The sequence below is a fragment of the Cellvibrio sp. UBA7671 genome (genome assembly GCA_002483145.1).
GTDB classification, from domain to species: Bacteria; Pseudomonadota; Gammaproteobacteria; order Pseudomonadales; family Cellvibrionaceae; genus Cellvibrio; species Cellvibrio fibrivorans.
In genome coordinates this window covers 467,158-480,060 of the sequence record DLHJ01000002.1, presented here as the reverse complement: position 1 = coordinate 480,060, position 12,903 = coordinate 467,158, and the positions used below count along the sequence as shown (strand labels likewise).

Below are 12,903 nucleotides of genomic sequence, written 5' to 3'. Positions count from 1 at the left end.
ATGGAGAATAACGATGCAATATAAATCCCAATCAGTTGCTTACTGGTATTTTGCCGTGGCAATGACCCTGTTCGGTTTACAACTCGTGTTTGGTCTACTTTCTGCGGCAAAATATTTGGGCCCTGATCCACTGTTATATATTTTGCCGTTTGATGTAACAAAAGTAATTCATACCAACTTACTCATCGTATGGGTTTTGACCGGATTTATGGGCGCAACCTATTGGATGGTGCCCGACGAATCCCGTACTGAATTACACAGCACCAAACTTGCTTACGTTCAACTGGTTTTATGGACACTCATGGGAGTGACCGCAGTCATCGGCTATCTATTTCGCTACGGCACCGGCAATAAATTGTTGGAGCAACCATTACCGCACAAAATTGTTATTGTGATTTGCATGCTCATATTTCTTTACAACATTAGCATGACCATTAAAAAATCCGGCCGGTTCACCACCACTGAAGGCGTACTGCTCCTCGGCCTATTCAGTTCAGCTGTCTTATTTCTACCTGCCCTTTTGCATTACGAAAATTACACGGTATCGATTTTTTATCGCTGGTGGACCATTCATCTTTGGGTGGAAGGTGTGTGGATGATGATCATGGCTGCCTTTATGGCCTATCTACTCATCCGCCTGTCCGGTGCAGATCGGGAGGTCATGGAAAAATGGCTCTATGTCATCGTAGGATTGGTATTTATCGCCGGCATACTTGGCACTGCGCATCATTATTACTGGGTTGGTGTACCTAGTTATTGGTTGCCTATCGGCGGGTTCTTCAGCGCCCTCGAACCTGCGGCGCTCGTTGCAATGAGCATTTACGCGTATGGGGCGATTCGCCGCGCAGGGCTTGGGCATCCCAATAAATTAGCATTGCACTGGACAATAGGTAGCGCGCTCTTCACGTTGTTTGGCGCGGGCTTATTAGGGCTTGCCCACACTTGGCCAAGCGTAAACAAATGGACTCACGGCACGCTCATCACTGCCATGCATGGCCATGCCGCGTTTTACGGGGCCTACGTAATGATTGTGTTGGCGATGATTACTTACGCGGCTCCGTCGCTGACACGCAACCGCCCTGAGAGTGGCAGCAGTCTCGGCTACTGGGCCTTCTGGATGCAAATCACCGGTATGTTTGGAATGACATTGTCTTTCGCGACGGCAGGCATTGGCCAAGTCTATTTAGAGCGGATCATGGGTATGGGTTACTTGGATGCGCAATTAAAAATTCAAGTTCACTTTCTTATGCTAATCGCGACAGCATCGATATTTACCATAGGTGTTGCATTATTCATTTACGATTTCTTCCGTTATGCGCCGCGTTTTATATCCGATGACGAACCGCAATTGAATGTCGTCGATGCGCGGAGCAATGCATGACCGTGAGCGAACCGCTAGTACCGCTTTTACATCACAATAAAGAACCGTTTTATTTGTCATGCGGTGAAGAGGTAAATATTTTCACCCAATGCCATAAACAATCACTGGCAGTGATGTTGAAAGGCCCAACCGGGTGCGGCAAGACCCGGTTAGTGGAATACATGGCATGGAGGCTGGATCGCCCATTAATTACGGTAGCTTGCCACGATGATCTCTCCGCAAATGATTTAATCGGCCGTTATTTAATTCGCCACGATGGAACTGTGTGGCAAGACGGTCCACTCGCGCGCGCGGTACGCGAAGGTGCCATTTGTTACTTGGATGAAGTTGTCGAAGCACGGCAGGACACAATTGTAGTTTTGCATTCACTCACTGATCACCGCCGAATGTTACCCATTGATAAAACTGGCGAGTTGTTGACGGCAGCGCCTGGTTTTCAATTGGTGATCTCCTACAATCCCGGTTACCAACGCATGCTTAAGGATTTAAAACCGAGTACGCGTCAACGCTTTGTGGCTATGGAGCTGGGTTATCCCGCATTTGATAAAGAAGTAGCTATTGTTGAGAGCGAAAGCAAGGTGGAGCGTGCAATTGCACATGCTTTGGTTGGCCTCGCGCAACGTATTCGTACATTGCACGATCGCGGTTTGGCAGAAGTGCCCAGCACACGTTTATTAATTGCAGCCGCCTTATTATTTACTGGCGGAGTTGAGATTCGCACTGCTTGTAAAGCAGCGATTATCGCACCTTTATCGGACGATGAAACCTTAGTCGGCGCGATGAACGATCTTGTTGATGCTATTTTTATTTAAGGCGTGAGGCTGTGGCCGAACCAGAAGATTTAATAATTGATGCCGCGCGACATGCAACCGTCTACGCGCGCAAGTTATGGCAAAATAATCGACCACCGGAACAAGCCGTACCATTGGTATTGACCGATATCGTTCATCGACTTGAATTATTTATTCTCTCCGCAACTGGAAAACATTTTTTAATTCGCATCGCACAACCACCCACACCACCAACATTACTCGCCCGCGTATTTCGTCAGACGCCAGCGCCTTGGCGTACACAAGCAATACCCGCTAACGATGGCCAAAACATTTGGTTGCCGATGCAGTCGCCCTTCGCCGACAATGTGCGCGCACAGCAATGGATGCGTACGCTGGCTCTTCAACAAGCGATACGCGCAATGCGCAATAGTGCTGCAAGCATCGCACATTTTTCTAATCCTCTCGGTCGTGATGCTTTTCTTTTGCTCGAAAGTTTTTCGGCAGATGAAGAACTCGCGCGGCATTTCCCCGGAAGCATTCCTGAGCTTAATCGCGTTCGTCAAAAGGCATTGCAGGATCGCCCCGCGCTTTCTACTTTTTCACCGCCGCGGCGCCCGTTGGAAATTTTCTACCGCAATTTGTTAACCCAAACCTGCGGCGTTGCAGAAAATGGTTTCGCATGTGAATCGCCCACCGCTTCCCAAGAGCGCGTGAATGAATTGCTACCACAGCTCATGCACCTCGCGCCGGATTATTCCGTGCGCGTTTATGGCATCGCGCCGCTGGTAAAAGATGTGTGGACGGGTGAGTTACGTGCACCGAATAACATTGCCGCGCTCGAACTATTGGAAAGGGAAAATACCGAAACGGAAAAAAATCCGCTGGTCGCGCGCCTACCACGCAGCCCAGAGGTTCGCGCCGCGCAAGACGATGAGGATAAGAAAAAGAAACAGGATGATGCCTGGATGGTACAAGGCGACGAATCGCACCCAAAGGCAGAAGATCCAATGGGTTTACAGCGTCCAGTTGATCGCGACGAAGATGCGGCAGCAGAAGAGTACGCGGATTTAGTCTCCGAATTGGCCGAAGCACGTTTGGTTTCAACACCCGGCCAATCTAAAGAAATATTGTTATCAGATAACCCGACCGAAAAACGCTCACAACTGAAGCAATCGATACAGGAACTACAAAGCGAACTCAGTTATCCCGAGTGGGATTATAAGCAGGAAACTTACCGACATCCGGGCGCACGCGTATGTGTGGGTGCAGTGACTTCCGGCTCCCAGCAGTGGGTTGATGAGACTATGAAACAATATCAACCACTAATCTACTCAATACAAAAACAGTTTGAACTGTTGCGCGCGCGCAAGGTACTTTATCGGCAACAAATGGATGGTGAAGAAATTGATTTGGATGCATACGTTACGAGCTATACCGATTTTCGCGCGGGCGATTCGCTAAACCAGGCGCTGTACCAAACCCGCCGCGTTGCGGAAAAAAATATCACTCTATGTCTGTTAGTGGACGTTAGCGGCTCTACGGATTCGTGGATCGCCAATAATCGCCGTGTCATTGATGTTGAGCGCGAAGCATTGTTGCTAGTTGCTATTGCATTGCAAAGCTTGGGTGAGCCATACAACATTCTGGCGTTTTCAGGAGAAGGCCCACAATCGGTTGCGGTGCGCGAAGTAAAATACGCAAACGAAAACTTTAGCAACGATGTAGCATTACGCATCAGCGGATTACAACCAGAACGATTTACCCGTGTGGGCGCAGCATTCCGTCACGCCACGGCTGAACTAATGCGCATGCCCGCTTCGCACCGTTTGCTAATTGTATTGTCGGATGGAAAACCTAACGATAACGATGATTATGAGGGGCGTTACGGCATTGAAGATACGCGCCAAGCAGTCATCGAAGCGAAAAACCAGGGAATACAACCTTTTTGTTTAACCATTGACCGACAAGCAGGAAACTATCTTCCGCACATTTTTGGCGCGCATCACTATGCGCTTCTGCCCCATCCGGAACAACTACCAAGAGCCTTGTTGGAATGGATGAAACGCCTGCTGGTTAATTAAATTGTTTATCGATCAACAACGCGATAAAGATTACGAATTCAAATGAGGAAATAAATGAGCGGTTTGATATTGGTGTTGAATTCAGGCAGTTCGTCTTTGAAATTTTCTGTGGTCGATCACAGCGCAGACCGCGCTGTCTTTGAAGGCCTGGCAGAACAATTAGGTGGTGAGGCAGCGAAGATCACGTTTAAAACCGCTACGGGGCAACGCGAACCACAGACGATGCCTGGAATTGATCACCATCAGGCGCTGGCCGCTGTATTCGACAAATTGTCCGAACGTAAACTGATGCAAGACATTATCGCAATCGGTCATAGAGTGGTTCACGGCGGGGAGTTTTTTAACCAGCCAACACTCATCACCGAGGAGGTGATTGCAAAAATCCGCGCGTGCGAGCCACTCGCGCCGCTTCATAACCCCGCTCACCTTATCGGCATTCTCGGCGCACGGGAGGCCTGCCCACATTTACCGCAGGTGGCGGTGTTCGACACAGCGTTCCACCAAACCATGCCCCCAAAAGCCTTCCTTTACGCCGTACCCATCGCCCTCTATGAGCAGCATGGGGTTCGTCGCTACGGTTTCCACGGCACCAGCCATGAGTATGTGTCGGGCGAGACAATCAAACGCCTTCAGCTCGACCCCGAAGACAGCGGCGTGATCGTAGCGCACTTGGGTAACGGAGCTAGTGTCTGCGCTGTGGCGAATGGCAAAAGTATGGATACTTCTATGGGGCTAACGCCGCTGGAGGGGTTGGTCATGGGTACGCGCAGTGGCGATATAGACGCAGGCGTTTTGCAATATCTGCACAACACCTGCGGCATGTCACTGGAAGACATTATGGACATGCTCAACAAACGCAGCGGGTTGTTGGGGTTATCCAACCAAAGCAACGATATGCGTAGCCTTTGCGAACTGGCGAGCACGGGCGATGCGGCGGCCACCACCGCGATTGAGGTATTTTGTTACCGGCTAGCAAAGTATATTGCTGCCTACAGCGTGGCACTTGAACGACTGGATGCAATCGTTTTTACCGGCGGCATCGGGGAAAACGCCCGCCCCGTCCGCGCTCGGGTAGCGGCGCTGCTGAAAAATCTTGGGGTTTCACTTTCTGATGAGCTCAATCAAGAAAATGGCGACCCGCGCGGTGTCATCAGCAACCCGCAGAGCCGAATTCCGCTGCTGGTGATCCCTACCCAAGAAGAGCTTATGATCGCTCGCGCTACCTTTTCCAGCATTTAATCCGACCAGAGGGTCAGGAATATGAAGCAGGTGTTTTTTGTAGCACCCACCGGTTTTGGGACTGGGTTGACTTCGGTCTGTCTGGGACTGGTAAGGGCCATGGATCAGCAAGGTCTTAACGTCGGATTCTGTAAGCCCATCGCCCAACACAGCGGTACAACTACCGAGCAAGACCCCTCGCTATTATTTGCGGGTCACATTCTAGGCCGCATCCCCGAGCAACCATTAAATCTCGATTACGCCCAAAGCCGGTTAGCGACGGGCGAAGTGGAACAGCTGTTGGAAGATGTGGTTAGTCTCTGCCAACGCTGCGGCGAGGGCGTCGATATCCTCGTGGTTGAGGGGTTGGTACCGCAAGCCAATAGCCCGTTTATCCAACGCCTGAATATCCAGATCGCCAACGCGTTAGACAGCGACATTGTGCTGGTCGCCGCTAAAAATCAACTGAGCGATGCGGAGTTAAGCCAGCAAATCGGTGTCACTGCCAACTTTTATCGCACTGGCGATGATGAGCGCGTGGTGGGTTGCATATTGAACAAAGTGGGCGCTCCGCAAGATCCTCTCTCAGCATTGATGACCGGCGATGACGGAACACAGACTCTCGCCCAGATAAAGGAGGATTTGTCTGGGTTGCAAATCTTCGCGAACGGCAAGGTCGCTTTTCTCGGACAGGTATATTTCGAACCTTCGTTCCTAGCGCCGCGCGTAGGGGATGTATCCCGCCGGCTTAATTGCAGATCGCTCAACGACAAGGCAGATTTCAATCGGCGCGTAAATGAAGTAACAGTGTGCGCGCGCCGCGTGAATAACATGCTGGACACCCTGAAAGCTGGCACCTTGGTGGTCACACCGGGAGACCGTGAAGACATTTTGCTGGTGGCATGCCTCGCTGTATTAAACGGCGTGCAACTGGCCGGGATCCTGTTAACCGGCGGTTACACGCCGGACAAAAAGCTCATGCAGTTATGCCAGGTCGCGCTGGATACTGGTTTACCGATCATTCTGTGCGATAGCGATACCTATCGCACTGCACAAAAACTGGAACGCCTGAACCTGGATGTGCCCGCCGACGATGCGCAGCGAATTGAGCAGGTTATCCGTGGCGTGTCGGAGAACATCCTGATGCCGCCGATACTGGCGCGCACCCAACGGGTGAAAGCGACGCGCTTGTCGCCAGCGGCATTCCGGCACCAACTGGTGCAGCGCGCCGGGCGGGACTTGAAACGCATTGTGCTGCCCGAGGGAGAGGAGATCCGCACCATCCAGGCCGCTATCATTTGCGCCCAAAAGGGCATCGCCAAGCCGGTTTTACTGGGCAATCGGGATAATATCCAGCGCATTGCAGAGAGTTTGTCGCTGGTATTGCCTGCCAGCCTCACGATATTGCAGCCAGAGGAGGAGATCGAAAAATATGTCGCCCCGCTTCTGAACCGACGCGGCCACAAAGGTCTTACCCGCGAAGCCGCGCTGGAAATGCTGGAAGATACGGTCGTACTCGGCACCATGATGTTGGCGCTCGATGAAGTGGATGGACTGGTGTCCGGCGCTATTCATACCACCGCCAATACCATCCGCCCCGCCCTGCAATTGATCAAGCCACGACCCGATTGCCGCTTGGTATCCTCGATATTTTTTATGTGCCTGCCCGAACAAGTGTTGGTGTACGGCGACTGCGCGGTGAATCCGGACCCGAATGCCGAGGAACTTGCCGACATTGCCATCCAGTCCGGCGATTCAGCGCGGGCGTTTGGCATAGAGCCGCGCATCGCTATGATCAGCTACAGTACGGGCACCAGTGGTGCGGGAATAGATGTGGATAAAGTTCGCGAAGCAACACGCCTGGCCAAAGCCCGACGGCCGGATTTACTGATTGATGGCCCATTGCAATACGACGCCGCGAGTGTCGCCGCTGTTGCCAGCCAAAAGGCGCCCGACAGTATGGTCGCAGGTAAAGCCACGGTGTATATTTTTCCGGATTTAAATACCGGCAATACCACCTACAAAGCGGTGCAACGCTCTGCGAACGTCGTCAGTATCGGCCCCATGCTGCAAGGTTTGAATAAACCGGTGAATGACTTGAGCCGTGGCGCGCTGGTAGAAGACATCGTCTACACCATCGCACTCACGGCGATTCAAGCTCAACATTAGTTTTTTTGCATCAAGAATTGGGAATTTAACATTCACCGTCGAGTGTTTATTTTCCATTAAAGTATTGAAGAAGCTAAATCAATCTTGGCGATAAACTATTTTTGCTAGATCAGCCCAAACGCCAACATTGCCTCCGCAATTCGTTTAAAGCCGACGATATTTGCTCCTACCACATAGTTCCCTGGCACCCCATATTCCTCAGCTGTTTCGAAACAATTGGTATGGATATTCGTCATAATTTTTTGTAGCCGTTCCTCTGTATAGTCAAACGACCAGGCATCGCGAATAGCATTTTGTTGCATCTCCAGCGCTGAAGTTGCTACACCGCCAGCGTTGGCCGCTTTACCTGGCCCGTAAGCAATACCGGCGTCCAGAAATAGCTTAATACCTTCCGGCGTAACCGGCATGTTCGCGCCTTCAGAAACGCCAATGCACCCATTTTCAAGTAATGTTCTTGCGGAAGTTTTATCCATTTCATTCTGCGTCGCGCAAGGAAATGCAAAATCACAAGGGATATTCCAAATTACACCATCCGGGTGATATTCGGCTTCTGGATGTAACTGTTGATATTCGGAAATGCGTTTACGTTGCACCTCTTTTATCTGTTTAACGGAATCCAAATTTAAACCACGTTTATCATAAACAACACCGCCGGAGTCAGAACACGCGACTACTCGCGCGCCGAGTTGGTTAAGTTTTTCTATTGCATAAATAGCAACGTTACCAGAACCGGATACAATACACGTCTTTCCTTCGAGCGATTTTCCGCGCACCTTTAACATCTCTTGCGCAAAGAACACTGCGCCATAACCCGTGGCTTCCCGACGGACGAGCGCCCCGCCCAACTGTGGGCTTTTACCGGTGAGCACTCCAGACTCATATCGATTGGTAATGCGTTTGTATTGACCAAACAAGTAACCTATTTCGCGTGCGCCTACACCGATATCACCGGCGGGCACGTCGGTCATTTCTCCAATATGACGATATAACTCTGTCATATAACTTTGGCAAAAGCGCATCACTTCATTGTCTGATTTTCCTTTTGGGTCAAAATCCGCACCACCTTTTGCGCCGCCAATTGGCATACCTGACAAAGCATTTTTAAACGTTTGCTCAAATCCAAGAAATTTTATGATCCCTAAATAGACTGACGGATGAAAACGCAGACCGCCTTTGTAAGGCCCTAACGCACTGTTAAATCCCACACGAAATCCGCGATTGATTTGCACTTCCTCACGATCATCCATCCAAGGAACCCTAAAAATTATCTGGCGCTCCGGCTCACAGATCCGTTCGATAATTTTCTGGTCAGCATATTCAGGATGTTTGCGCAGCACCGGGCCGAGAGTTTCAATAACCTCCTTTACTGCCTGATGAAATTCGTTCTCTCCTTGATTATGCCTCACCACATGGTCAATTATTTTTTCCAGACTTTGCTCTATTTTTTTCATGAACGACTCCACCAGGTTATGTACGACGGATAATGTTTAACGTCAAACTGCTCTTTAAAACCGGTTTATATTTACTTCAGTGACAAAAGATGGAGCAGTATATTTTCCATAACGACTACTTCAACGTGACGGTGCCTTTCATCAGAGCAATATGCCCCGGGAACGAGCAAAAGAAAGTGTAAGCTTTGTCAGTTTTTAATTTATCCACTTTAAAGGTAACCGACGTTTTTTCCCCGCCGCCAATAATGTCGGTGAAGGCAACTACACGTTCATCTTCAGGTTTGACGTATTGATTATTTAAACCAGCCGCTATTCCATCATTCGCAACAGCACGCGCATCCTCAGTGGTGGTGATTACAATATTATGACCCATTACGTTTTTGGCAATTTTTCCGGAATGCGTAAGGTTAACCGTAAACTCTTTGCACGATTTATCTATCACAATTTCACTTTTGTCGAACTTCATTGCATCGTTACTATCGACGGTAACATTACAATCATCTGCCAGCGCTTGCATTGCAAAGGCAGAAAACATAACGGGTATCAGGTATTTTATGTTCATAATTAAATTTCCACATGGATTGAAAAATGTCTTTGAGAACCCTGCTAATGGGTTCTCAAAAAACGTTTATTACTACGTTGGTTTCGAAAACACTTTTACGACTAACCAGAGCGAAATTCATCCGCAGCTTGTTTTACGGGTGACTACTGCCCCCACAACTGCCACAACAAACCTTTTCTTCAGGGGTAGCATCGGTTAATGGATTAATTACATTGACACCAGTCGGCGTATTGCGTTCATACAAGCCCTTCACAACCTGCCAAGTTACCGCTAAAGCACCCACGATAAATACGACGTCACCAAATGTACGAACCCAGCGCAAGGTCACGAGCAAATCTGATTGCATAAACGATTCACTACGCGCGTACCACAGCCCCTCGGAGGCGCTCGCGACAAACTGAATAATCCCAACCGGTAACAAACTGGTGAAAAGCATTAGCGCCAAACCTATGTTCATCCACCAAAATGCCACCTTCATTAATTTATCGCTAAACACTAATTGCGGGCGAATATAGCGAAGGATTAACAACGAGAAGCCCAGCGCCAGGAATCCATACACGCCGAACAAAGCCGCATGGGCATGTGTCGGTGTAGTATTTAAACCTTGCACGTAGTAAAGCGCGATTGGCGGGTTAATCATGAATCCAAGCACACCCGCACCGAGCATGTTCCAAAATGCAACCGCTACAAAGAAGGTCAAGGGCCATTTTATTTGTTGCATCCAGAGCGCGCGATTTTTCAAACGCCAGTTTTCCCACGCTTCGTAACCCAACACTACAAGCGGCACGACCTCGAGCGCACTGAAGGTTGCACCCACGGCCATCACCGGTGTGGTGGTGCCAGAAAAATACAGGTGATGGAAAGTGCCAGGCACGCCGCCCAACATAAATAACGATGCCGACGCAAGTGTGGCCGCCGTTGCCATTGGCCGCGATACCAACCCCATGCTGCAGAAGATAAACGCGAGTGCAGCGGTTGCAAAAACTTCAAAAAAACCTTCAACCCAAAGATGCACAACCCACCAGCGCCAATACTCCATTACAGAGAGATGTGTGCGTTCACCGTAGAACAAACCGGCACCGTAAAATAATCCGATGGCGACAACAGAAGCAGTTAGCAAGGCTAATAAATTTTTATCTCCAGGCTGTCTTAACGCCGATGTAATGCCTCGCATCATCAAAAACAACCAGAGTAAAATTCCAATAAACTTTCCTATTTGCCACACCCTGCCCAAATCAACGTACTCATAACCTTGGTGACCAAACCAAAAACTTAGATTGGTCGGTATGATGTGCGCGATGGCAAGGAAATTACCGATAAACGAACCCACCACCACCGCAATCAACGCCCAAAAGAGAATATCCACCCCTAGCTTTTGATACTTAGGATCTTTACCGCCGTTAATAATGGGCGCGAGGAATAATCCAGCTGCGAGAAAACCCGTGGCAATCCAAAACATGGCTGCCTGAATGTGCCAGGTACGCACCAACGAATAAGGAAACCACTCAGACACATTAATACCGTAAAACGTTTGCCCCTCCACGGTGTAATGCGCGGTGAACCCGCCCAGGAAAACCTGAAAGGTAAAGAGTGCGACAACAACAAATAAATATTTTCCCAATGCGCGTTGCGAAGGCGTGACAGCAAAGGTTGTAATCGGATCGACATCTGGTGCAACTGTCTCCTCCTCATTTTCTTTGCGCAGAAACGCCCATGCCCATACCAGAGCGCCTACACCAAAAACTAACAACACAACGCTGGCAATTGACCACACAATATTTTCCGCTGTGGGTCTATTGTCGATCAGCGGTTCATGGGGCCAATTATTAGTGTAAGTCGCTTCGCCCGATGTGCGCTCGGTAGATGCCGCCCATGCGGTCCAAAAGAAAAACTCTGCCATGCGTTCGCGTCGCTCAGGGTCAGGCAGCGTGTTTTCTTTCATCGCATAATTTTCACGCGTTTTTTGTAGCTCTGGGGCATCACTGAATAACCGCTGATAATAATCAGCAGTTTGTGCAATCGCCTGAACACGGCGCGGTGAAAGCACCACCTGATCATTATCAGCGTTATATGTGTTTGTGCGGTAGGCCACTTTTAAATCGTACTGCAGCGCGTTCTGTTGCGCGCCATCCAAGTCAGCATAGGCTTTACCAAAAACGTCTTGCGCAGCCAGTTCGAGCCAATTTATCAGTTCGCGATGCAACCAATCAGCCGTCCAGTCCGGCGCCTGATAAGCACCGTGCCCCCAGATCGACCCCAGTTGCATGCCGCCAACCGATTGCCACGCGGTTTGCCCATCCAGAATGGAATCGTGAGTCATCAATACCTCACCACCGTCACTGACAACCTGTGCTGGGATTGGTGGTGCATTGCGATAAACCTCGGTGCCAAAATAACCGAGCAGTGAAAAGGTAACGGCGAGTACGCCAATCAAAATAAACCACAGCTTGCGATACTCACCCATGACTCACCTCCAGAGCACCATCAATACGATCAAATAAAATATTGTTTTCAAGATGAATATGATCCATCAGATCCGCCTTTAAAGTTTCTAACCCCAGGTAGAGTGCGCGCCAGGTATTACATGCCCCCTTGGGTATAACAATACCGTGCGTGATGTGAGCAATATCCGCGAGTGCAGCCCCGTGATCGTCGTGTTCGCGGCGCATCATCGCAATGGGTTGGACAGCCATACCAGTAATGCCACGGCTAATCATCGGAAACAGAATTTGCTCCTCCTTCTGCATGTGGTTTTCCAGCTCTTGCAACATGGTTTCCAAAAGTTGCGCCAAACCTGCAGGGCACTCGGTATGCCCGCCATGAACCAACTCCACTCGCTGGGCAAGGCGAATCAGTTCCGGAAGTTGTTGACGATGCACATCGTGATACCGCGTGAGTATATGTTCGATCAATTCAATGTTCGGCACATTTACCCATTCTTGTTCCCTTGGTTGCTGCGATTGCAGCACCTGTAACTCACCAGCAAGTGCATCCAAGTTCAGATCGCGTTCACTTGCTGCATCGCGCAAGCTTTTCTTTCCGCCGCAACAAAAGTCCAATTGGTGTTTATGAAAAATCGCGGTGGCCCCCGGAATACTCCGTGCAAGTTGGCCAAGACTTTGGTCGGTAATAGTCATAATGTCACTCTCCGGCTGCAATAAAACGACGGTAATTAAAGGGAACCCGGCAACTCTGCCAAATAACCTCGTTAAGATGCATTGTAAATGCATCTTATAAAGATGTAAAATGAATACATGTTTAAAGGTAA

9 protein-coding genes are annotated in these 12,903 nt (G+C 49.6%); 5 read left to right on the top strand and 4 right to left on the bottom strand.

Annotated elements, in window-relative coordinates:
• Positions 1-13 precede the first annotated feature (13 nt).
• The 5 genes from B4E62_RS02530 to pta are packed head-to-tail and all read left to right on the top strand — an operon-like array spanning position 14 to position 7,622.
• The gene (locus tag B4E62_RS02530; RefSeq protein WP_331350938.1) at positions 14-1,381 is read left to right on the top strand and encodes a cbb3-type cytochrome c oxidase subunit I; all 1,368 of its coding nucleotides are present in this window, start codon (positions 14-16) and stop codon (positions 1,379-1,381) included.
• On the top strand, positions 1,378-2,193 hold the full coding sequence (locus B4E62_RS02525; RefSeq protein WP_331350937.1) for a CbbQ/NirQ/NorQ/GpvN family protein: 816 nt from the start codon (positions 1,378-1,380) through the stop codon (positions 2,191-2,193). The genes B4E62_RS02530 and B4E62_RS02525 overlap by 4 nt, the downstream gene beginning before the upstream one ends.
• An 11-nt stretch (positions 2,194-2,204) precedes the next feature.
• On the top strand, positions 2,205-4,235 hold the full coding sequence (locus B4E62_RS02520) for a nitric oxide reductase activation protein NorD (RefSeq protein WP_331350936.1): 2,031 nt from the start codon (positions 2,205-2,207) through the stop codon (positions 4,233-4,235).
• Between the two features lie 54 nt (positions 4,236-4,289).
• Complete coding sequence (locus tag B4E62_RS02515) at positions 4,290-5,474, top strand: acetate kinase (RefSeq protein WP_331350935.1); 1,185 nt, start codon at positions 4,290-4,292, stop codon at positions 5,472-5,474.
• A 21-nt stretch (positions 5,475-5,495) separates the two neighbouring features.
• The gene (pta, locus tag B4E62_RS02510; RefSeq protein WP_331350934.1) at positions 5,496-7,622 is read left to right on the top strand and encodes a phosphate acetyltransferase; all 2,127 of its coding nucleotides are present in this window, start codon (positions 5,496-5,498) and stop codon (positions 7,620-7,622) included.
• A gap of 104 nt (positions 7,623-7,726) precedes the next feature.
• Here the strand turns inward: pta and gdhA are convergent, their stop codons facing one another.
• From gdhA to ytfE, 4 genes are all read right to left on the bottom strand, one after another.
• A complete protein-coding gene (gene gdhA, locus B4E62_RS02505; protein WP_331350933.1) occupies positions 7,727-9,073 on the bottom strand; it encodes an NADP-specific glutamate dehydrogenase in 1,347 nt (448 codons plus the stop codon).
• Positions 9,074-9,188: 115 nt separating this feature from the next.
• A complete protein-coding gene (azu, locus tag B4E62_RS02500) occupies positions 9,189-9,635 on the bottom strand; it encodes an azurin (RefSeq protein WP_261948482.1) in 447 nt (148 codons plus the stop codon).
• Between the two features lie 133 nt (positions 9,636-9,768).
• A complete protein-coding gene (locus tag B4E62_RS02495) occupies positions 9,769-12,099 on the bottom strand; it encodes a nitric-oxide reductase large subunit (RefSeq protein ID WP_331350932.1) in 2,331 nt (776 codons plus the stop codon).
• Positions 12,092-12,772 (bottom strand): iron-sulfur cluster repair protein YtfE, encoded by a 681-nt coding sequence (gene ytfE, locus B4E62_RS02490; protein ID WP_331350931.1) that lies wholly within the window; start codon positions 12,770-12,772, stop codon positions 12,092-12,094. The genes B4E62_RS02495 and ytfE overlap by 8 nt, the downstream gene beginning before the upstream one ends.
• Between the last annotated feature and the right edge of the window lie 131 nt (positions 12,773-12,903).

Bases quoted from the DNA above. Each gene is read 5' to 3' on its own strand.
- azu (WP_261948482.1), bottom strand. From the start codon at position 9,635: ATGAACATAAAATACCTGATACCCGTTATGTTTTCTGCCTTTGCAATG.
- ytfE (WP_331350931.1), bottom strand. From the start codon at position 12,772: ATGACTATTACCGACCAAAGTCTTGGCCAACTTGCACGGAGTATTCCG.
- pta (WP_331350934.1), top strand. From the start codon at position 5,496: ATGAAGCAGGTGTTTTTTGTAGCACCCACCGGTTTTGGGACTGGGTTG.
- B4E62_RS02530 (WP_331350938.1), top strand. From the start codon at position 14: ATGCAATATAAATCCCAATCAGTTGCTTACTGGTATTTTGCCGTGGCA.
- gdhA (WP_331350933.1), bottom strand. From the start codon at position 9,073: ATGAAAAAAATAGAGCAAAGTCTGGAAAAAATAATTGACCATGTGGTG.
- B4E62_RS02515 (WP_331350935.1), top strand. From the start codon at position 4,290: ATGAGCGGTTTGATATTGGTGTTGAATTCAGGCAGTTCGTCTTTGAAA.
- B4E62_RS02495 (WP_331350932.1), bottom strand. From the start codon at position 12,099: ATGGGTGAGTATCGCAAGCTGTGGTTTATTTTGATTGGCGTACTCGCC.
- B4E62_RS02525 (WP_331350937.1), top strand. From the start codon at position 1,378: ATGACCGTGAGCGAACCGCTAGTACCGCTTTTACATCACAATAAAGAA.